Here is a 19,438-nt window from a genome sequence, read left to right as displayed (position 1 = left end):
CCGCACGCGGGGGAGGATCAAGCGCCAAACGCTTTAAACCATCGCGGTTTAGCGCAAGCGCTGTCGCCGCATCTTCCGCGCCGTAGACGATCAGCACCGGCGCGCAATCGTCCACGATTGGCGCCAGTTCGGCGGCGGGCGCGCGCCAATTTAGCGGTACGAGGATTGCGCCGAGTTTGGCGCAGGCGAACATGATTTCGAAGAATTCAATGCGGTTGCGACAAAGAATGGCGACGCGGTCGCCGCGCTTCACGCCGAGATCGGCGAGCACTGCGGCGGCGCGTGCGGCGCGAACGTCGAGCTGCGCATAAGTGAGCGTACGCCCGGTGAGCGCATCCTCAAATGCGACGACGTGCGGCGTCAACGCCGCCCGCTTCGCTGTGATGTCGACCAGATCGACACCCATACCCGTTCCTCCCAGTCGCGGACGCGCCCTCTTACGAAGCGTCGCCCTTCTTGGCTCGCGGCGCGAGCCCGTTGATCATCAAATCCGCAGCGGCTTCGGAGACTGCATTGACGTCCGCATCGTCTTCCCAAACGCCGAACTTCAAACCGAGAAAGGTCGAGGCGCCCATGAGCGCCCACACGCGCACATCGGTATCGCCTTCGCTGATTTCGCCGCGCTTGGCCGCTTGCGACAATTGCTGTCCGTACGCGTCGGAGAACACTTTGTAGTATGCGCGGTATGCTTCCGGCGCGACGAATTGCGCCTCCATCACGACGCGATAGAGCGACTTATGCGTGCGCACGAATTCGAGATAGGCGCGGATGCCAAGGCGCTCCGCCTCTAGGCGGTTGGGCGCGTCTTTGACGCTCTCGCTCAGCGCGTGCCGTGTGCGTGCGCCCATGTCGGCGACCAGCGCGCGGAACACTTCCTCTTTGCTTTTGAAATAGACGTAGAACGTGCCCAGCCCCACGCCCGCAGCCTGCGTGATGTGGCTGATCGCGGTCTCGTGGAAACCGCGCTGCCCGAACTCCTCCCCGGCCGCGTCCAGCAGGCGCCGCAAAGTGCGCCGGCCGCGCTCGGTTTTCGGCCCTGCCTTCTCTTCGGAAAGCTCAGACGCCGAACCTGAATGTTGACTCATGTTTCAAGTCTCCGATATAAGCCGGAACAACACAAGGAAAAATCGGCCCGCGGGAACGGGTCGAGGGGGAAACGCCGGGGATGCCGGTATTCGCGTTGCACGACGGAACAGCTATGTCCTACGCCGACGACGGCGTGGGGACGCCTGTCCTTTTGGTGCATGGCTGGGCCGGGCATGGCGGGTTCTTCCAGGATCTGAGCAAGCGGCTGTCGCGCACCAACCGGGTGCTGACACTCACCCTGCGCGGTCATCCCGGTTCTGACCAGGGTCAAGCGCCCTGCACCATCGAAACCCTCGCCGACGACATCATCCATTTCATCGAAACGCTCGATCTCAAAGGCGTGGTCGCGCTCGGCTGGTCGATGGGCGCGATGGCGCTATGGGCGGCAGCGCCGAAATTGGGCGGCCGGCTCGCCGGGCTCATTGTCGAGGACATGGCGCCGCGCATCGTGAACGACGAGGCGTGGGCCTACGGCATCGCCGGCAACTACGCCCGAGCGGACGTCGAAGCGACGCTCTCCGACATTCGCAGCGATTGGCCCACGCACGTTGCGCGCTTTGCCCCGCGCATGTTCGCACGCAACGCCAATGCCGATCAAATCGCGTGGGCGGCGGCGGAAATGTCGAAGGCCGATCCGGAAGCGATGGCCTCGTTTTGGGAATCGATGGCGTCCCAAGATTTTCGCGGCGCTCTCGCGCGCATCACGCAGCCGATGCTCGTGATCGGCGGCGCCGAAAGCCAAGTTTACCCAGATCGCGCGACCGAATTCGTCGCGCACACAGCGCCCAAGGGCGAACGCGTCGTCATACCCGGCGCCGGACACGTACCGCATCTCGAAGCGCCGGATGCGTTTTTCAACCATGTCGAGGCTTTCGTCCGCGCCCAGCGGCGGCCCGAAATCAAGAGCGGAGGAGTAGGTCCATGAAGCGGTTTGGTGATCCAGCGCGGCTCGCGCTTTTGTTGGCGACGGTGGCTGCCGCGCCGATGGCGTTGTGCGCGCCGGCGATGGCGCAAGATGCAGACGAAGAAATCATTGTCACGGCGCGCCGCACGGCGGAATCGCTACAGGACGTCCCGGCCTCGGTTTCGGCGTTCTCTGAAGGCCGCCTCGAAGAGATCGGCGCGACGGACGCGACCGGCCTGCAAGGCGCAGTGCCGAACCTCAACATCGTGCAAGGCCGCGGCTCCGCCAATGCCACCAACATCACGATCCGCGGCATCGGACAGCCGGACGCGCTGCAGACGTTCGACCCCGCCGTCGGCTTCTATGTCGACGACGTATATTACTCGCGCATCCGCGGCACACAGATGGAAGTGTTCGACGTCGAACGCGTCGAAGTGCTGCGCGGCCCGCAAGGCACGCTCTACGGCCGCAACACGATTGGCGGCGCCTTTAAGCTCGTGACGCGTCGTCCGAGCGAAGACCCGCATGGCTTGTTCCAAGTCACGGTCGGCGACTACGGTCAGCTCGAAGGCCGCGTTGCCGCGTCCGGCCCTATTGCTGAGGGCCTTGCTGGCGGCGTCACCGTGTTCGGCGCGGGCCGCGACGGCTATGTCACCAATCCGACGACGGGCGAAGAATACAATAACCGCGAATCCTTCGGCGGCCGCGTCCAACTCGCATGGGACGCCTCGCCGACCTTCAGCGTCGATTTCTCGGCCGATATCGCCGACGAATCGAGCGCGCTGCAAATGGGCCAAGCGACGACGTCGCTGACCAATCTGCTAGGCGTGGTGATCCTGCCGATTTCCGATCCGGCCCCCGAATACGAATTCGAAGCTGCGGCGACACCCAGCCTGCCCAACAGCACCGAGCTTACCCATTGGGGCACGTCGCTTCGCGCCTCCTGGGAAATCTCGCCCTCGCTCACGCTGCGTTCGATCACGGCGTATCGCGATCTGGCCTATGACGATTACATCGACATCGACGCCACCGCGCTCGAGATCGGCGATGTGTTCGTTGGCGTGAACCAGGACCAATTCAGCCAAGAATTCCAGGCGCTCTACGAGCAAGGCGCATGGAACGTCGTAGCTGGCGTTTACTACCTGCGGGAAGACGTACGCTCCCACCAGGAAGCGTATGCCGATGATCTCGTGAATGGCGTCGTGCTATTCGCCACGCCGTTGACGAGCTTCCTGCGCACGATCGATGACGATCTGCAAACCACGAGCATGGCCGTGTTCGCGAACGCCACTTACGCGGTGAACGATCGCCTCAACATCTCGGGCGGCATCCGCTACACGGAAGAAGAGAAGGAATACGAGCGCTCGACCTCTACCTTCTACAACGCGCCGGCGTTCAACGCGACGTTCGGGTTTGAGATCGAGGAAAGCTGGGACGATGTTTCGCCGATGCTGTCGGCGGACTACCAGCTCACCGACAACGTGATGATCTACGGCCGCGCGGCGCGCGGGTTCTTGTCGGGCGGCTTCAACGGCCGCGCAAACAACCCGGGCGAACAAGCGCCGTACGATCCGGAAGTCTCCACGTCCTACGAAATCGGCACGCGCACGGATTGGTTGGATGGGCGCCTGCTCGCGAACTTCACCATCTTCCACACCCTGTTTGAGGATTTCCAAGCACGCGTGTCCGGCACGGTGACCGATCCGGGCACCGGCCTGCCAAGCCCCGAACTCACCGTCATCAATGCGGGCGAGCTCGAACTCTCGGGCGCGGAGCTTGAGCTGAACTACTCGCCGATCGAGAACCTGCGTCTCGACACGCAGATTGGCTATCTTGATGCCTCATACGGCGAGTTCGACGATGCGCGCTTCCCGGGCGGCAGCCGTGCGTTCCAAACGCCGGCCTTCAGCCCAGAATGGACGGCCCGCTTCGGCGGTTCGTACGAATGGACACTGGGCGGCGATAGTTCGCTGACACTGGCCGGCTCGGCGCGCTTCCGTTCGGAAACGGCGCTGGCCGTCGACAACACGTTTGTCGTGGGCGGCGTCGGCACGACCACGCCGGTCGAGAGCCTCTTCCAGGACGATTACTGGCTCTATGACGCCAGCCTCACCTGGCGCGCCAACGACATCGTCAGCGTCGCCCTGCAGGGCCGCAATCTGAGCGATGAAGTCTACAAAACCGACGGCCAGGAATTCTCCTCGGTCGGCAATATCCGCACCGTCTATTACGGCGCACCGCAAACGTGGAGCGTGGTGTTCACCGCGCGCTACTAAGCGAACGATATCTCCTCCCCGTGGAGATTTCTTGCGGCGGCGCGAATTAAACCTCGCGCCGCCGTTTCTTTTTTGCTTGTTGGCGACGCCATGACTGACACCACCGCCCAAACCCCGCCCGCCGATCCCTCGCGCATTCTCGTGCTGGCGCTTCTGTTCGTGGTTTACACGTTCAATTTCATCGACCGGCAGATCATCGGCATTCTCGCCGTGCCGATCCAGGAGGAGCTCGGCGTCAGCGACGCACAGATGGGCTTGCTTGGGGGTTTGGCGTTCGCGCTGTTTTACACCGGGCTCGGCATTCCAATCGCGTATCTCGCCGACCGCTGGAGCCGCACTTGGATCATGACGATTTCGCTGACGCTCTGGAGCGCGTTCACGGCGCTCTCGGGTTTGGCGATGAATTACACGCAGCTTTTCCTGGCGCGGATGGGCGTCGGCGTGGGCGAGGCGGGCGGCGTGGCGCCGGCCTATTCTCTGATATCCGACTATTTTCCGCCGCAGGAGCGCGCGCGTGCGTTCGCGGTCTATTCGTTCGGGATCCCGATTGGCAGCGCCGCCGGTATTGCGCTTGGCGGCATTGTCGCGAGCCTGGTCGATTGGCGCGTCGCGTTCATTGTCGTGGGCCTCGCGGGCGTGCTGATCGCGCCGATCTTCCGATTCTTCGTGAAAGAGCCGGCGCGCGGCCGCTACGATGTGAAGCCAGCCGACGCGCCGGCGGCGCCCAAGGCCAAATTCCTTGAGGCGATCGGCGTCGTGACCAAGAAGCCGAGCTTCTGGCTGCTCTCGCTGGGCGCCTCGTGCTCCTCGATCATGGGCTATGGCTCGTTCTTTTGGATCCCGAGCTTCCTGCGCCGCTCGTATGGATTCGATCTGCAAACCACGGCGTTCTTCTTTTCCGGCTGCTTGCTGATCGGCGGCGTGATTGGCGTGTGGCTTGGCGGCATGCTGGGCGACAAGCTTGGCGGCAAGAACCGCAGCATGTTCGCGCTGGTGCCGGCGGGCGCGTGGTTGCTGGCGGCGCCACTCTATGCAGTCGCGCTGCTCTCGCCGTCGTTCGTGACCGCCTTCTTCTTCTTCCTGGCGCCGACGGCGTTGGGCTTGGTCTGGCTCGGACCGGTGATCGCGGCGGTGCAGCACCTTGCGCCCGCGCACATGCGCACGGTGGCGTCAGCCAGCTTCTTGTTCATCAACAACCTGATCGGCATTGGCCTCGGCACATATCTGCTGGGCGTGATGTCGGATGCACTGGTGGAACGCTTCGGCGAGGAATCCTTGCGCTATTCGATCCTGGCCGGGACCAGCTTCTACCTGGTCGCGGCCCTGCTCTATGTGATCGCGTCACGCACGCTGAAGCGAGATTGGGTGGAGTAAGGCGGCCCACAAACGCTGGAAAACCGGGGGGCGGCGTCCGCAGGGCGCCGCCCCTTTCGTGGGGACTTATGATCCCGCTTGTATATTACTGACCGGTCAGTTATATAAGAAGACATGCCCTCGGCCTCCTCCCCCAAGCTGCGCGCCCGCCCCGCCCCTAAGTGGCGGCGGCGGGCGGAGGCGCGGCCAGAAGAAATCCTCGACGCGGCGCTGGCGGAGTTTACGGCGCGCGGCTTCGAGGCCGCGCGGATGGAGGATATCGCCAAGGCGGCCGGCCTCTCGAAGGCGGCGATCTATCTTTATTTCCCGAGCAAGGCCGCGGTGCTGGAAGCGCTGATCGAAGCAAAGGTCGGCACACTGGCGCAGCAAATGGAGACGCTGGCGCTGGCTGGTCATGCTGATCCGCTGACGGCGATGCGCATGATCGCGACCATGGCGGCGCATCGCTTGGCGGAAAGCAGCATCTTGGCGGTGCCGCGACTGGTGATCAGCATCTCCGGACGCTTTCCCGAGATCGCGGAATATTATCGCACGCAGGTTGTCGAAAAGGCGCGCGGCGCGCTTGAAGCGCTGATCGACGCCGGCAAAGCGTGCGGCGGCATTCGCGCGGAGATCGACACGAAGGCCGCGGCGCGCGCGTTCATTGGGCCGATCTTGTTTGAGGCGCTGTGGACGCATGTGCTGCAAGGCGAAACCGCTCTCAACGATCCACAAAAGCTGATCCAACAGCAATTCGACATCCTGCTGAATGGCCTGGAGCCACGCGCATGAAGCGCTTTGTCGTTATATCTCTCGCCCTCCTCGCCGCCGCGTGTTCGCGCGCACCGAGCGATATGCTGCAAGGCTATGGCGAGGCCGATTACATCTACCTCGCTAGCCAAGAGACGGGCGTCGTGCGCGAACTCAACGTGCGCGAAGGCGATCGCGTTGAGGCTGGCGCGCGCGTGTTCACGCTCGACCCAGATCGGCTGGCGCTCAATGAACAGAGCGCGAGCGCGCAGAGTGCGGCGGCGGCGTCCGCTGTGCGTACGGCGCAAGCGCAAGCGACTTTGGCGCAGCGCAATTATGCGCGCGGCGCGGAATTGTTTGGGCGCGGCTTTTATCCCCGCGCGCGGCTGGATTCGGATCGCGCGGCTTTGGATGCGGCGAACGCGCAACTGGCGCAAGCGCGACGTGAAGCCGGCGCGGCGAGCGCATCGACAGGTTTGGCCCGCGAGCGCTTGAGCGATCTTGATGGCGCGGCGCCCGCGGCGGGCGTGATCGAACGCATCTATCATCGGCCGGGCGAAGTGGTCGCCGCAGGCCAGCCGATCGCCGCCCTGCTGGCGCCGACGAACATGAAGGTGCGCTTCTTTGCGCCACAGGCGATGCTGTCACGGCTGCCCGTGGGCGCGCGCGTGTCGGTAAGTTGCGATGATTGCGGCGAGCCGATCGAGGCCGTGGTGAGCTACGTTTCGCAGGAACCACAATTCACGCCGCCGGTGATCTATTCGCTCGATCAGCGAGAGAAGCTGGTCTTCCTGGTGGAAGCGCGGTTCGAGGGCGAAACACCGGTGCGGCCAGGCATGCCGGTCGATATTCGGTTGGCCGAATGAGCGAGACCGTCATCGACGTACGCGGGCTCACCAAGAGCTTCGGCGGGCGCAAGGTGGTTGATAATTTCGACCTGCAAGTGCCGCGCGGCGCGATCTACGGATTTCTCGGGCCGAACGGGTCGGGCAAGACGACGACGATCCGCATGGTATGCGGGCTGCTGAAGCCGGAGAGCGGCGAAGGCGAAGTGCTTGGCTTCGACGTGCTGAAGGACAGCCTGAAGATCAAAGAGCGCGTGGGCTACATGACGCAGAAATTCTCGCTCTATGAGGATTTGTCGATCCGCGAGAATTTGGAATTCATCGCGCGGCTCTATGGCCTGGATCGGCGGACGGCGCGCGTGGACGAAGCGCTGGAAGACCTTGGCCTCGCCGAACGCCAGGCGCAGCTTGCGGGCAAATTGTCAGGCGGCTGGAAACAGCGGCTGGCGCTGGCGGCGTGCATGATCCACGAGCCGGAGCTTTTATTGCTCGATGAGCCGACGGCGGGCGTTGATCCAAAGGCGCGGCGCGATTTCTGGGATGCGATCCGGCGCTATTCGGCGCAAGGCGTCACGACTTTGGTCAGCACGCACTACATGGACGAAGCGGTGCAATGCGATTCCATCGCCTACATTGCTTACGGCAAGAAGCTGATCGACGCCTCGACGGCGGAAATCCCGAAACAGATCGGCCTGCACGGCTGGCGCGTCGCGGGACGGCCGCTGCATGAGGCGCAACAGATGCTGGAGGGTTCACCGGGCGTTGATCTTGTTGCGCGCTTTGGCGCCGAGATTCACGTGTGCGGCAAGGATGCAGCGGCGCTTGAACGCGCCGTGCGGGCGGTAAAGCAAGCGCACCCGCATGTCGAAATCGCGCCGATCGAGGCGGGGTTCGAGGAGATTTTCATCTATCTGATGTCCGGCGCTCTGGACAATTTCCAATGAAGGCGCCGGCGCTCCCCAAACTGTTCGATCTTTCCTGGGCGCGCGTGTTTGCGGTGTTCCTGAAAGAGCTGGTGCAGATGCGGCGCGACCGGCCGACGTTTGCGATCATGATCATGATGCCGATCATGCAGCTCGTTCTGTTCGGCTACGCGATCAACACCGATCCGCGCCACCTGCCCGCTGTCGTCGAGATGCGCGAGGATGGGCCAATGACGCGGGCGTTTCTGGCCTCGCTGAGCGCTTCGACGTTCGTAGATATTGTGGCGATCGCGAGCACGTCCGAGGAAGGCGAAGCGATGCTGCGCTCGGGCGAAGCCAATTTTTTGATCTCGATCCCGGAAGGCTTCGAACGCCGCTTGGTGCGCGGTGAGCGGCCACAAATTCTGATCGCCGCGGATGCGAGCGATCCGGTGGCGGCGGGCGGCGCGCTGGGCGCGATCGAGCGGGTGGCGCAGCAGGCGTTCGCGTCGGAATTTGATGGCGCTCTCGCCTATCTCGCGCAGGCGCCGCCGCCCTACGAGATCGTGGTGCATCGCCGCTACAATCCGGCGGGCGTGACGGCGTTCAATATCGTGCCGGCCCTGCTTGGCGTTATTCTCACCATGACCATGGTAATGATCACCTCGATCGCACTGACGCGCGAGACTGAACGCGGCACAATGGAGAATCTGCTGGCGACGCCGGTGCGGCCGCTCGAAGTGATGATCGGCAAGACAACGCCGTACGTGTTCGTCGGCGCCGTTCAAGTCGCGATCGTGCTGCTGGTGGCGACGCTGCTCTTCAAGATTCCGTTCACCGGCTCGTTCCTGGCGTTTCTGATCGCGGTGACATTGTTCATCCTCGCCAACCTGATGCTGGGCTATCTCATCTCCACGGTCGCGCGCACGCAGATGCAGGCGATGCAGATGACGTTCTTCATCTTCCTGCCGTCGATTTTGCTTTCGGGTTTCATGTTTCCGTTCGCGGCGATGCCGGGCTGGGCGCAGGCGATTGGCGAAGCGCTGCCGATCACGCACTTCTTGCGCATCGTGCGCGAGGTCGTGCTGAAGGAAGCAAGCTTGGCCGATATTGCGGGCGATCTTTGGCCGCTGGCAGTGATTTTGCTGGCGCTGGGAACACTGGCGCTGATGCGGTTCCGGCGGACGCTGGATTAAGACGGATAGGCCCGGACCGCCGGCGCCCTCGCCGGCGTCTTTCCGCACACTCACGCGTCGGACATCAGCGCGCGGAGCACCCCATGCCGGCGAGGGCGCCGGCGGTCCGGGCGCACCTCGCTGGCAGTCGAGCGCTTAACGCGCGGAGTGGAACACGGCGAGCTTGTTGCCGTCGAGGTCGCGGAAATAGGCGAATTCGCCGAAGGCGCCGCGTGGGCCAGGTTCGCCTTCGCACGTGCCGCCGAGCGCGAGCGCCTTGGCGTGGACGCGCGCGACGTCTTCCTTACTGTCGACGGCGATCGCCAGCATGCCGCCGTTCGACGCTGTGGCCGGCTGTTCGTTATAGGGGCGGGTAATCATGATCATGGCGCCGCTGGCGAGGCGGTACATGAGCCCGTGCGGCGTAGGCATTAGGCGCTTACCGCCCATTTCGCCGAGCAGCGCATCGTAGAAGGCGGTTGCGCGATCGAAATCATTCGCGCCGAGACAGACATAACCGACACTGGCCATGGATTTTCACTCCCCTCGACCCGCCTGGCGCGGGCTCGTTGGGGCGGACTCTTCGGCTGAAGGTGAGCGGGCGTCAAGAATGACGCGGCGTCCGCTTATCGTATGTAATTGACACGATTTGGCGCCAAGTGAAGCAACCAAGCTGCGACCGTTTTCGTTTAAGCTGCTGAGTCGCAACGCAAAGTCCTTGTTCAAGAAGCCACCCCCGCCGCCTGTCGACCTGAACGCCCGCATCCGCGGCGCGGTCAGCCGGCCCACGCAGCCAGCGCCGCCTGCGCCGCCGCCGCCTTCGCGGCGCAAGGAGCGCGCGGAACGGGATAAGGTGTTCCGACAGGCGACCTTGGTGTTTGGCGACGGCCACCGTTTCTCCGTGGTCGTCAAGGACGTGAGCGAAACAGGCGCGCGCGTTGAATTCTTCCAGCACATTACGTTGCCGCCAGAGGTGCAGTTTTTGGAAGCGACGCTGCGCCTGCGCAAACGCGCGCGCGTGGTCTGGCAGCAAGACGGCGTGGCGGGGTTGGCGTTTTTGGACTAGGCAGCGACCGCGAGCGCGGCCGTGGCTTGCATGCCGATATTCTCGACAATCGGATCGGCGTGGCGATGCACGAGCTCCCATGCCGCGCCGTTGCGGCGATAGATTTGCGTGACGCGCAGCGACCAATCTTGCTCGGGCAGGTCGGCGACGATGGCGCGTTGGCGTTCGATGAAGACCAACACGGCCATGTCGCGCGTGGCATAGCTTTGCACGAGTTCGAATGTCGCGACGCCGTGCGTGAAGGTGCGGGCGAGCTGGTCGAGGTGGGCGTCGCTGGGATCGAAGCCGCGGCTGACGCCGCCGAGCGGCTGCATCAGCGTGAAGTCGGGCGCGATCGGGCCGACGATCTCGAGCCAACGGCGCATATCGCCATTGATGAACGCGTCGTTTCCGGCTTCGGCGCGGGCGGCGAGTTGAGCGATCAGGTCGGCCTGCGAGGGGTTGGGCGCGCGAGCGCAGCTGGCGATGGGAAGGAAAACGGCCGCCACGACGGCGAGGAGGCTGGCGGGCGATGCTGACGAACGGGGCAATGGAAACTCCAGGGTTAGGACCACACCCCTATCGAGCTTTCGGCATGTTGCATCCAATGGTATAATTTCAGCGATATGCTGAATGATATTGATCTCTCGCGCGCCGATCTGAACCTGCTGGTGCTGTTCGAGACGGTGATGCGCGAGCGGCACGTGGGCCGAGCGGCGGAACGCTTGAGCTTGTCGCCGTCGGCGGTGAGCCATGGGCTGGGGCGTCTGCGTGTGCTGCTGAACGATCCGCTGTTCATCAAAAATCCGCGCGGGGTGACGCCGAGCGATCGGGCGCTGGCGCTGGAGCCGGCGATTGCCGACATCCTGGCGCGCGTGCGCGGCGTGGTGCAGATCGCGGCGCCGTTCGACGCGCGCTCGTCCACGCGCAGCTTTACGATCGCCGCGCCGGATGGCGTGTCGGCGGTGTTCTTGCCGCCGTTGATGACGGCGTTGCAGCGCGAGGCGCCGGGCATCGATATTCGCGTGCGGCAGTTGCTGCCGCGGCCGGGTGAGGCGTCGCCGGATTTGGCGTGGCGCGATGCGTTCGCGGAGCTGGATGCGCGGACGATGGATGTGGCGGTGATGCCGACGGACGCCGCGCCGCTCCGGTTCGAGACGCGGCGGCTCTACGAGGAGGATTTCGTGATCGCGGGGCGCAGGGGGCATGCGTATCTGAAGCGACCGACGTTAAAGACGTTTTGCGACTCGCGGCATCTGGTTGTTTCCTCGGCTGGCGACGCGCATGGATTTGTTGATACAGCGCTGGCTGAGCGCGGCATGAGCCGGCGCGTGGCGCTGACCGCGCCGAATTTCACGCTAGCGCTGGCGTTGCTAGGAGCGTCCGAGCTAATTGCCGCCGTGCCGCGCCGTTTCTTCGCCTTGCATGGCGCGGCATTGGGATTGGCGTGCGTGGACGCGCCGTTGAAGCTGCCGCGCTTTGGGCTTTACGCGGTGGCGCCGAAGACGGCGCTGCAGGATGCGGGGTTGGCATGGCTGGTGGAGCTGCTGGCGCGTGCGGCGGGCGATCCGGCGCCTGCAAAGCGCCGGACGCCCCGCGCGGCTTAATACACCCGCTTTTTCGGCGGGATGTATTCGACTTCGTTGGTCATCGTGTTGGTGTGAACCGGGCGATAATCGATGCGGGTGGCGCCTGTGTCGAGATCGAGCCAGGCGAGCGTGTGCTTCATCCAGTCGGTGTCGTCGCGCTCCGGGAAATCCTCGCGGGCGTGCGCGCCGCGTGACTCGGTGCGGTTGGCGGCGCCGTTCACGGTGACGATGGCTTGGCCGATGAGATTGTCGAACTCGAGCGTTTCCACGAGATCAGTGTTCCAGATCATCGAGCGATCGGTGACGGCGATGTCCGGCGCTTCCTTCCAGATCGCGTCCATGCGCTGGACGCCCTCTTCAAGCACCGGGCCGGTGCGATAGACGGCGCAGGTATCTTGCATGGTGCGCTGCATCTTCTCACGCAGCTTTGCGGTCGGCGTGCCGCCCTTGGCGTGGCGGAATTTGTCGAACCGCGCGAGGTGCTTGTCGCTCTCGCCCTTCGGCAGTTCAGGTTGGGTGGCGTTGGCCTGCAGCTTCTCGCCGCAACGCAAACCCACAGCGCGGCCAAAGACAACGAGGTCGATCAGCGAATTGGAGCCGAGGCGATTGGCGCCGTGCACCGAAACGCACGCGGCTTCGCCTACAGCCATGAGGCCCGGCACGACCGAGTCCGGATCACCGCCGACTTTGGTCAGCACTTCGCCGTGATAATTCGTCGGGATGCCGCCCATATTGTAGTGGACGGTCGGCAGCACCGGGATCGGCGCGCGCGTGACGTCGACGCCGGCGAACACTTTCGCGCTTTCGGAAATGCCCGGCAGACGTTCGTGCAGCATCTTCGGATCGAGGTGATCCAGATGCAGGAAGATGTGATCCTTATTTGGGCCGACGCCGCGGCCTTCGCGGATTTCAAGCGTCATGGCGCGGCTCACCATGTCGCGCGGCGCCAAATCCTTCACGGTCGGCGCGTAGCGCTCCATGAAGCGTTCGCCGTTTGAATTGGTGAGGTAGCCGCCCTCGCCGCGCGCGCCTTCGGTGATGAGGCAACCCGCCGGGAAAATGCCGGTTGGGTGGAATTGCACGAATTCCATGTCCTGCAGCGGCAGGCCGGCGCGGAGCACCATGGCGTTGCCGTCGCCGGTGCAGGTGTGGGCGCTGGTGCAGCTGAGATAGGCGCGGCCGTAGCCGCCGGTGGCGAGCACGACGGTTTGCGCGCGGAAGCGATGTAGCGTGCCGTCATCGAGCTTCCAGGCGGTGACGCCCCGGCATGCGCCTTCGCTATCCATGATGAGATCGAGCGCGAAATACTCGATGAAGAAATCGACGTCGTGGCGCAGCGACTGGCCATAGAGCGTGTGCAGCATGGCGTGACCGGTGCGGTCCGCGGCGGCGCAGGTGCGCTGCACTGGCGCTTCGCCGAAATTGCGCGTCATGCCGCCAAAGGCGCGCTGATAGATTTTGCCTTCCTCGGTGCGCGAGAAAGGCACGCCCCAATGCTCAAGCTCGTACACAGCGGCCGGCGCGTTGCGCGTGAGATACTCGATCGCGTCTTGGTCGCCCAGCCAGTCCGACCCCTTCACGGTGTCGAACATGTGCCATTGCCACTTATCTTCGCCCATATTGCCGAGCGAGGCGGAGATGCCGCCTTGCGCCGCGACGGTGTGCGAGCGGGTGGGAAACACTTTGCTGATGCAGGCGGTTTTCAGACCGGCTTGGGCGCTGCCGAGCGCGGCGCGAAGCCCCGAACCGCCGGCGCCGACAACAACGACGTCAAAGGTGTGATCGATCCACGTGTAAGCAGCGGCCAAAGGATCAGACTCCGAAATTCACGAGCAGCACGGCGAACAAGGCGCCGGCGGCGATGACGAGCGGCACAAGGGCGTTCAACAGCAACAGCACGACCTTGGTGAACGGCCGGGCGATGTAATCGTTGATCACTTCGCCCATGCCGAGACGCATGTGATAGAGCGCGACCATGACGAGCAGGATCACGCCCACAGCATTTACGGGCGAGACCAGGAAATCGATCGCCGCCAAATAGGTCGGCCCGTCCATCGTCAGCGCCACGCTCAGCACGAACCAAGTGGCCAGGATCAGCAGAGCGATGGCGGAGACACGCTGGCCCACGAAATGGCCGGTGCCTTCGGCGGCGGCGCCGTGATTGCGGACGCGACCGAGCGGGGTGCTTTTGCCTTTGCTCATGGCTCAGCTCCCGAACGTCACGAGCGCCCACAGCCCGAGCGGGGCGAAGACGGCAAAGAGGATGGCGAACCAGGCGCTGGTTTCAGCGTCGGCCGGCTTAAGGCCGTTGCCGGTGTCGAACACGAGGTGACGGATGCCGTTAGCGAGGTGGTAGGCGAACGCCGCCACGATCAGGTAGAGACCAATCTGGCCGATCGGCCCAGCGAGGAACGCGCCAACGGGCTCATAGGCTTCGGGACCTGCCGCTACGGCCATCAGCCAGAAGCAGAATAAGATCATGCCACCATAGAGGCCGACCCCCGTCACACGATGGAGGATCGAGGTCGCCATCGTGACGTGCCAACGCCAAATCTGGACGTGTGGCGATAAAGGTCTCTCGGGGCGGGTCGCGCCGGCCATGTGCGCCCTCTCTTGTGCTTGATATGGTACGTAGAATCCGCGCGCGGAGATTAGGGTCCGGAACCCCCAAGTCAATCAAGCGGCTTGCGCCAAATCGCCCTTTACGCATCGGCGCTGCCCTTCTCCCTTGCGTCGCGGGGGCCTGGGGGGCCCTCCGCGCGGAGAGCGGCGGAACAGGTCCTAGCGCTTAGGGATCGCAGCCCAATAATCGAAATCGAGGACGACGTTGGGATCGTATTCGCCGGCTTCGTTCTTGAACGGGAAGTCCGTGGCGGGTTTGTTTTTCACGGCGACGAGGCGTAGGCGCAGCGCGCCGATATCGCCCAGGTCTTCCTTGGCCAGCACTTCCGACCACGCATAGAGCGTGTCGCCGGCGAAGAGCGGATTGACGTGGCGGCCGCCATTGATGGCGATCATAAGCTGTGCGTTGGCGAGGCCGTTGAACGCGAGCGCGCGCGCGATCGAAATGGTGACGCCGCCATAGATGAGGCGCTTGCCGAAGCGTGACTCTTTCTGCGCCAACGCGTCGAAATGCACTTTCGCGGTGTTCTGATAGAGGCGCGTGGCGAGCTGATGCTCGGCCTCCTCCACGGTCATGCCGTCGACGTGATCGATTTTTTCACCGATCTCGTAATCTTGTAATCCGTACCGTGAACCGGCTAGCGCGAAATCGTACTGACTGAAATCGATGCCTTGCGGCAGAACGAGGTCCGGCACCAACACCGATGACGCTGGTGTCTTCGGCGGCGCGTCGGTCACTTCAGCGCTGGCGTCGCGCTTATTGACCATCACCCAGCGCACATAAGAGAGCACCGGAATTTCATCTTGGTTGAAGCCGGTCGTGCGCACGGTGACGACGCCGGTTTTGCCGTTGGAGTTTTGCTTCACGCCCAACACCTCGGAAACGGCGTTCAGCGTGTCGCCGGCATAGACCGGCGCCAGGAAGCGGCCCTCGGCGTAGCCGAGATTGGCGACGGCGTTGAGCGAAATGTCCGGCACGGTTTTGCCGAACACGGTGTGAAACACGAGCAGCGGATCGACAGGCGCGCCGGGCAGCCCGCAATTCTGCGCGAAGCTATCGGCGCTGAAGAGCGCGTAGCGCGAGCCGGTCAGCGCAATGTTCAGCGCGACATCGCCCTCCGTGATCGTCTTCGGCGTCGCGTGCGCGATGATTTGGCCTTGGCGAAAATCTTCAAGGAAATTGCCGGGATTGGATTTGGTCATGAGGTCACCACAGGACAACTTGAACGAGTGAAGCTACCGCAAAAACTGTGTCCCGCCATGTGCGCCGCGTCGAACTGAGCGCCCACCTGGGTATAGAACGACCTCAACAGCCAAATTGGCAAACTGTGTCGACATGGGCTCAAGAGCGAACTCGACATAGGGAATGATGCCTCGCGCTCCAGATCTATACTTAATTTCCCCGCTTAGGCGTTCAACGTGCTTGCACAAGCGCCATTCCCTCTCCTCCGCGAATGACGGATGCTTGTGATAGACCGCTTCACGCAACAGAAGCCCCAAGAAGATCTGCTGAGCGATTTGCGTCGCACCGATATCGCCTTCGTTTTGCAACCAAGATCCATACTCGGAAGTGCTCATGCCCGCTTCGATCTGCACAGCAATCTTCGCGGCGGTTTCTTCCGGACCGTAGTTCACCGATCGAAACGTAAATTCCTGCTTGTCCGCCACGCTCAAAATATGTTGCCGCGAAAATCCAATCGCGAACCCCTGAGAGCCCGTGTACGCGCGCCACTGACTCAACAAGTCACGCTTTTCGCTAAACGATGCAACAAACTGCCAAGCGTAGGGCGGCGGAGCTTTCTTGAGCAACGCTGCGGGCTTAGTGAATCGGGAGTCGGTCGCCAACACCTTCGAAACATTGTCGAAGAAGTATCCAACCTCCAGGTAGTCGTTGAGCAAACGAATATCGGAAGCCCAAAGTGCCTTGGCTTCTCGAATTCCCAGGAAGCCGGCCGCGTTGGTGTAGTGATACACCAACCCCTCCCGATCAGGCAGCGGGGGTAAATTTGGCAGACTCAAGGCCCGATTGCCTCAGCCATCGCTACCAGCCGCTTCGCTTCTTCCAAGTGCAGCAGCTCCGTCATTTTGCCATCGACCTTGATCACGCCCTTCCCGACGTTCTCCGGCAGCGCGAAGGCGGCGATCACGGCGCGAGCGCGTGCCAATTCTTCAGGGTGCGGGGCGAAGATCAGATTGGCGGCGTCGATCTGGCTGGGGTGGATCAGGGTTTTGCCGTCATAGCCAAACTCCAGGCCTTGGCGGCATTCGGCGACCAGGCCTTCGCTGTCGGCGATGTCGTTGAAGACACCGTCGATCGCGCTGATGCCTTCGGCGCGCGCAGCGAGCACGGCGAGCGAGAGCGGTGCATAGAACGCGGCGCGGCCATTGCTGGCGCGGGCGCGGGTTTCCTTGGCGAGATCGTTGAGGCCGAGCACGAAGGCGGAGAGCCGCGTCTTCCGCGCGCACGCTGCGATCTCGGCGATGTTGAAGAACGCGCGCGGCGTTTCGATCATGACCCAGAGCGTGGCGCTGTCGGGAAAGCCGGCGGCGGTCATCGCGTTGTCGAGGGCGATCACTTCCTCGGCGCTGCTGACCTTCGGCGCAAGCAAACCGTCCGGCTTCGCCGAGCCTGCGGCGACGATGTCGTCCTTGCCCCAGGGCGTCGACAGCGCGTTGGCGCGGACAATGATCTCACGCTTGCCATAGCCGCCGCCTTTGACGGCGTTAACGACTTGCGTACGCGCGTCTTCTTTCGCTTCGGGCGCGACGGAATCTTCGAGATCGAGTAGAAGCACGTCGGCGGGCAGCGTTTTCGCCTTCTCCAAGGCTTTCGCATTTGCGCCGGGCATATAAAGACAGGAACGGCGCGGCCGTGCGGACATCGTACTTGCTCTCAGACGGCGCGCGGGCGACCATCGCGGGCGCGCCAAATGACGAGGTTCTTGCCGCGTGAAGACGGTTTTGTCGATCCAGTCTCAGGTCGCGGGCGCACGCGTGGGCAATTCTGTCGCGGCCTTCGCCATGGAGCGGCTAGGCGTGCGCGTGTTGCAGCTGCCGACGGTGCTGCTGGGTCGCAGGCCCGACCATGGTCCACCCGGCGGCGGCCCCATTCCCGCCGCGACCTTGAGCGCGATGATCGAAGGCTTGGCGGCGGATGGCGTGTTGGCCGAGGTCGATGCGGTGCTGAGCGGCTATTTGGGCGCGGCGGATCATGTTGGCGTGGTGCTCGACGCGGTGGAGCGCGTGAAGGCGGCGAACGCGAAGGCTGTATTCGTGTGCGATCCGGTGCTGGGCGATGATGGCAAATTATTCGTGCGCGACGAGATCGCGGACGCAGTGGTGAATGGGTTGTGGCGCCATGCCGATTGGCTGACGCCGAATGTGTTCGAGCTTGGGTTGTTGACTGGCCGGACGGTCGACTCACTCGAAAGTGCGCGCGAGGCGGCGCGGTTTGTGGGCAAGCCAGTGCTCTGTTCCTCAATTCGGACTGCGTTGGGACTTGGCAATCTGCTGGCGGCGCCGACGGGCGATTGGTTTTGCGAGACCCCGCGTTTACCGCGCGCGCAGAAAGGCGCCGGCGATTTGCTGAGCGCGCTTTATGTGGGGCGGCGCGTCCGCGGCGATGCGCTGGTGGTGGCGCTCGAAGGCGCGACGGGGTCCGTCTATGACGTGATCGTGCGCTCGCTGGCGGCGGACAGCGAGGATTTGTTGTTGCCGGCGGCGCAGGAGCTGCTGGAAGAACCGGTGACGTGGCCGCGCGCGCGGTCGTTGGAGCGAGTTTGATGGTGGAAGGCTATGTCGCGCCGGGGTTCGAGCGCGTGCGCGAGGCGTTCGCGGCGGGCTTGAGCGAGGAACTCGGCGCGGGCTTTGCCGCCGTGCGCGATGGCGAAGTTGTGGTCGACCTTTGGGGCGGATGGGCCGATCGCGCGCAGACCAAGCCCTGGGCTCGCGAGACGATCGTGCCGGTCTATTCCACGACCAAAGCAATCAGCGCGATCGTGATGGCGTGGCTCTATGATCGCGGCTTGCTTGAGTACGAGGCGCCAACGGCGAAACTCTGGCCTGAGTTTGGCGTACTTGGCAAAGATAAAGTCACGGTCGCGCAGACGCTGGCGCACATGGCCGGCGTGCCGGGATTTCTCGAACCGATCGATCCCGATTTGTGGCTCGATCCGCCGGCCTGCGCGGCTGCACTGGCGGCGCTTGAGCCTCTTTGGGAGCCCGGCACGGCGAGCGGCTATCATCCGCTGAGCTGGGGCTATTTGGCCGGCGAGATGGCGCTGCGCGCCTCGGGACGTTCGGTGGGCGCAATTCTACGTGAAGAGATTTGCGGCCCGCTGGGCATCGATTTTCAGATTGGCACGCCGGAGAGTGAGCACCATCGCGCGGCGGAGATGAAGAAGCCGTCGCGTCCCGGCGATTTCAACGAGATCACGCCGCCGGTGAAGGCTGCGTTCTTCAGCCCCTGGGCCGCGCCCGTGCGCGGGTCTACGCAATGGCGGCGGATCGAGATCCCGTCGGCGAACGGACATGGCGGCGCGCTGGCGGTGGCGCGTTTGTATGAAGTGTATGCGACCGGCGGCCTGATCGGTGCGAGCCGGGTGCTGTCGCAGCACGCGTTCGACGCGCTGACGACGCGACGTTTCATGGGCGATGATCTGGTGCTGCCCTTCAACGTCGATTGGCGCACCGGCGTGCTGGGCAATTCGAACAAGATCTACGGGCCGAATGTCGAAGCGTTCGGGCATTCAGGCGCGGGTGGTTCGGTGGGCTTCGGCGATTCCGTTGTCGGCGTTTCGGTCGGCTACGTGATGAACAAGCAATCGCACCACATCATGGGCGATCCGCGATCGCTGAAGCTGATCGAGGCGCTCTATTCTTGTTTATGACG

Annotated in this window: 21 protein-coding genes; 11 read left to right on the top strand and 10 right to left on the bottom strand. The window is 63.6% G+C overall.

What is annotated here, in order from left to right; all coding sequences use genetic code 11:
- Together VF769_RS14885 and VF769_RS14880 are read right to left on the bottom strand one after the other, a co-directional pair.
- The coding region (locus VF769_RS14885) for an AMP-binding protein (RefSeq protein WP_331009211.1) at nucleotides 1-406 on the bottom strand (406 nt) is incomplete at its 3' end.
- Between the two features lie 31 nt (nucleotides 407-437).
- Nucleotides 438-1,085, bottom strand: coding sequence for a TetR/AcrR family transcriptional regulator (locus VF769_RS14880; RefSeq protein ID WP_331009210.1), 648 nt, complete (start codon nucleotides 1,083-1,085; stop codon nucleotides 438-440).
- Between the two features lie 113 nt (nucleotides 1,086-1,198).
- On the opposite strand from VF769_RS14880, the gene VF769_RS14875 reads away from it, so the two are divergent.
- From VF769_RS14875 to VF769_RS14845, 7 genes are all read left to right on the top strand, one after another.
- Nucleotides 1,199-2,011: an alpha/beta hydrolase gene (locus tag VF769_RS14875; protein ID WP_331009209.1), complete on the top strand. Its 813-nt coding sequence runs from the start codon at nucleotides 1,199-1,201 to the stop codon at nucleotides 2,009-2,011.
- Nucleotides 2,008-4,266: a TonB-dependent receptor gene (locus VF769_RS14870; protein ID WP_331009208.1), complete on the top strand. Its 2,259-nt coding sequence runs from the start codon at nucleotides 2,008-2,010 to the stop codon at nucleotides 4,264-4,266. The genes VF769_RS14875 and VF769_RS14870 overlap by 4 nt, the downstream gene beginning before the upstream one ends.
- Before the next feature lie 90 nt (nucleotides 4,267-4,356).
- On the top strand, nucleotides 4,357-5,640 hold the full coding sequence (locus VF769_RS14865) for an MFS transporter (protein WP_331009207.1): 1,284 nt from the start codon (nucleotides 4,357-4,359) through the stop codon (nucleotides 5,638-5,640).
- Between the two features lie 114 nt (nucleotides 5,641-5,754).
- Complete coding sequence (locus VF769_RS14860) at nucleotides 5,755-6,411, top strand: TetR/AcrR family transcriptional regulator (protein WP_331009206.1); 657 nt, start codon at nucleotides 5,755-5,757, stop codon at nucleotides 6,409-6,411.
- Entirely contained in the window at nucleotides 6,408-7,235 is an 828-nt protein-coding gene (locus VF769_RS14855; RefSeq protein WP_331009205.1) for an efflux RND transporter periplasmic adaptor subunit, read from the top strand. Before VF769_RS14860 ends, VF769_RS14855 begins: the two co-directional genes overlap by 4 nt.
- Nucleotides 7,232-8,158 carry an ABC transporter ATP-binding protein gene (locus tag VF769_RS14850; protein ID WP_331009204.1) on the top strand — a complete coding sequence of 309 codons (927 nt, stop codon included), beginning with the start codon at nucleotides 7,232-7,234 and terminating at the stop codon, nucleotides 8,156-8,158. The genes VF769_RS14855 and VF769_RS14850 overlap by 4 nt, the downstream gene beginning before the upstream one ends.
- Nucleotides 8,155-9,312 carry an ABC transporter permease gene (locus VF769_RS14845; protein WP_331009203.1) on the top strand — a complete coding sequence of 386 codons (1,158 nt, stop codon included), beginning with the start codon at nucleotides 8,155-8,157 and terminating at the stop codon, nucleotides 9,310-9,312. Before VF769_RS14850 ends, VF769_RS14845 begins: the two co-directional genes overlap by 4 nt.
- 135 nt (nucleotides 9,313-9,447) lie before the next feature.
- On the opposite strand, the gene VF769_RS14840 is transcribed toward VF769_RS14845, so the two are convergent.
- Nucleotides 9,448-9,822, bottom strand: coding sequence for a VOC family protein (locus VF769_RS14840; protein WP_331009202.1), 375 nt, complete (start codon nucleotides 9,820-9,822; stop codon nucleotides 9,448-9,450).
- Nucleotides 9,823-10,009: 187 nt separating this feature from the next.
- Between VF769_RS14840 and VF769_RS14835 the strand changes: the two genes are divergently transcribed.
- Entirely contained in the window at nucleotides 10,010-10,357 is a 348-nt protein-coding gene (locus VF769_RS14835; RefSeq protein ID WP_331009201.1) for a PilZ domain-containing protein, read from the top strand.
- On the opposite strand, the gene VF769_RS14830 is transcribed toward VF769_RS14835, so the two are convergent.
- The gene (locus tag VF769_RS14830; RefSeq protein ID WP_331009200.1) at nucleotides 10,354-10,887 is read right to left on the bottom strand and encodes a nuclear transport factor 2 family protein; all 534 of its coding nucleotides are present in this window, start codon (nucleotides 10,885-10,887) and stop codon (nucleotides 10,354-10,356) included. The genes VF769_RS14835 and VF769_RS14830 overlap by 4 nt on opposite strands.
- Nucleotides 10,888-10,962: 75 nt before the next feature.
- Here VF769_RS14830 and VF769_RS14825 point away from each other — a divergent pair, with 75 nt between their 5' ends.
- Nucleotides 10,963-11,943, top strand: coding sequence for a LysR family transcriptional regulator (locus VF769_RS14825; protein WP_331009199.1), 981 nt, complete (start codon nucleotides 10,963-10,965; stop codon nucleotides 11,941-11,943).
- Here the strand turns inward: VF769_RS14825 and sdhA are convergent.
- From sdhA to VF769_RS14795, 6 genes are all read right to left on the bottom strand, one after another.
- The gene (gene sdhA / locus VF769_RS14820; RefSeq protein ID WP_331009198.1) at nucleotides 11,940-13,733 is read right to left on the bottom strand and encodes a succinate dehydrogenase flavoprotein subunit; all 1,794 of its coding nucleotides are present in this window, start codon (nucleotides 13,731-13,733) and stop codon (nucleotides 11,940-11,942) included. The genes VF769_RS14825 and sdhA overlap by 4 nt on opposite strands.
- A gap of 4 nt (nucleotides 13,734-13,737) precedes the next feature.
- On the bottom strand, nucleotides 13,738-14,127 hold the full coding sequence (gene sdhD / locus VF769_RS14815; protein ID WP_331009197.1) for a succinate dehydrogenase, hydrophobic membrane anchor protein: 390 nt from the start codon (nucleotides 14,125-14,127) through the stop codon (nucleotides 13,738-13,740).
- 3 nt (nucleotides 14,128-14,130) lie between these two features.
- Complete coding sequence (gene sdhC / locus VF769_RS14810) at nucleotides 14,131-14,526, bottom strand: succinate dehydrogenase, cytochrome b556 subunit (RefSeq protein WP_331009196.1); 396 nt, start codon at nucleotides 14,524-14,526, stop codon at nucleotides 14,131-14,133.
- Between the two features lie 180 nt (nucleotides 14,527-14,706).
- On the bottom strand, nucleotides 14,707-15,750 hold the full coding sequence (locus VF769_RS14805; RefSeq protein WP_331009195.1) for a MaoC family dehydratase: 1,044 nt from the start codon (nucleotides 15,748-15,750) through the stop codon (nucleotides 14,707-14,709).
- A gap of 33 nt (nucleotides 15,751-15,783) precedes the next feature.
- A complete protein-coding gene (locus VF769_RS14800) occupies nucleotides 15,784-16,521 on the bottom strand; it encodes a DUF2971 domain-containing protein (RefSeq protein WP_331009194.1) in 738 nt (245 codons plus the stop codon).
- A gap of 41 nt (nucleotides 16,522-16,562) precedes the next feature.
- The gene (locus tag VF769_RS14795; protein WP_331009193.1) at nucleotides 16,563-17,429 is read right to left on the bottom strand and encodes a CoA ester lyase; all 867 of its coding nucleotides are present in this window, start codon (nucleotides 17,427-17,429) and stop codon (nucleotides 16,563-16,565) included.
- Nucleotides 17,430-17,496: 67 nt separating this feature from the next.
- On the opposite strand from VF769_RS14795, the gene pdxY reads away from it, so the two are divergent.
- Both pdxY and VF769_RS14785 read left to right on the top strand, forming a co-directional pair.
- Nucleotides 17,497-18,330: a pyridoxal kinase gene (pdxY, locus tag VF769_RS14790; protein WP_331009192.1), complete on the top strand. Its 834-nt coding sequence runs from the start codon at nucleotides 17,497-17,499 to the stop codon at nucleotides 18,328-18,330.
- Entirely contained in the window at nucleotides 18,330-19,436 is a 1,107-nt protein-coding gene (locus VF769_RS14785; protein ID WP_331009191.1) for a serine hydrolase domain-containing protein, read from the top strand. The genes pdxY and VF769_RS14785 overlap by 1 nt, the downstream gene beginning before the upstream one ends.
- The last annotated feature ends 2 nt before the right edge of the window (nucleotides 19,437-19,438 follow it).

Source organism: Vitreimonas sp. (assembly GCF_036392335.1).
In the GTDB taxonomy this organism is placed as follows: domain Bacteria; phylum Pseudomonadota; class Alphaproteobacteria; order Caulobacterales; family Aquidulcibacteraceae; genus Vitreimonas.
The sequence above is the reverse complement of the archived record's forward strand: the minus strand, read 5'-3'. Positions and strand labels throughout refer to the sequence as shown.

Excerpts from the sequence above, each read along its gene's own strand:
- VF769_RS14880 (WP_331009210.1), bottom strand. The coding sequence starts at position 1,085 with ATGAGTCAACATTCAGGTTCGGCGTCTGAGCTTTCCGAAGAGAAGGCA.
- VF769_RS14875 (WP_331009209.1), top strand. The coding sequence starts at position 1,199 with ATGTCCTACGCCGACGACGGCGTGGGGACGCCTGTCCTTTTGGTGCAT.
- VF769_RS14870 (WP_331009208.1), top strand. The coding sequence starts at position 2,008 with ATGAAGCGGTTTGGTGATCCAGCGCGGCTCGCGCTTTTGTTGGCGACG.
- VF769_RS14865 (WP_331009207.1), top strand. The coding sequence starts at position 4,357 with ATGACTGACACCACCGCCCAAACCCCGCCCGCCGATCCCTCGCGCATT.
- VF769_RS14860 (WP_331009206.1), top strand. The coding sequence starts at position 5,755 with ATGCCCTCGGCCTCCTCCCCCAAGCTGCGCGCCCGCCCCGCCCCTAAG.
- VF769_RS14855 (WP_331009205.1), top strand. The coding sequence starts at position 6,408 with ATGAAGCGCTTTGTCGTTATATCTCTCGCCCTCCTCGCCGCCGCGTGT.
- VF769_RS14850 (WP_331009204.1), top strand. The coding sequence starts at position 7,232 with ATGAGCGAGACCGTCATCGACGTACGCGGGCTCACCAAGAGCTTCGGC.
- VF769_RS14845 (WP_331009203.1), top strand. The coding sequence starts at position 8,155 with ATGAAGGCGCCGGCGCTCCCCAAACTGTTCGATCTTTCCTGGGCGCGC.
- VF769_RS14840 (WP_331009202.1), bottom strand. The coding sequence starts at position 9,822 with ATGGCCAGTGTCGGTTATGTCTGTCTCGGCGCGAATGATTTCGATCGC.
- VF769_RS14825 (WP_331009199.1), top strand. The coding sequence starts at position 10,963 with ATGCTGAATGATATTGATCTCTCGCGCGCCGATCTGAACCTGCTGGTG.
- sdhD (WP_331009197.1), bottom strand. The coding sequence starts at position 14,127 with ATGAGCAAAGGCAAAAGCACCCCGCTCGGTCGCGTCCGCAATCACGGC.
- sdhC (WP_331009196.1), bottom strand. The coding sequence starts at position 14,526 with ATGGCCGGCGCGACCCGCCCCGAGAGACCTTTATCGCCACACGTCCAG.
- VF769_RS14805 (WP_331009195.1), bottom strand. The coding sequence starts at position 15,750 with ATGACCAAATCCAATCCCGGCAATTTCCTTGAAGATTTTCGCCAAGGC.
- VF769_RS14795 (WP_331009193.1), bottom strand. The coding sequence starts at position 17,429 with ATGTCCGCACGGCCGCGCCGTTCCTGTCTTTATATGCCCGGCGCAAAT.
- VF769_RS14785 (WP_331009191.1), top strand. The coding sequence starts at position 18,330 with ATGGTGGAAGGCTATGTCGCGCCGGGGTTCGAGCGCGTGCGCGAGGCG.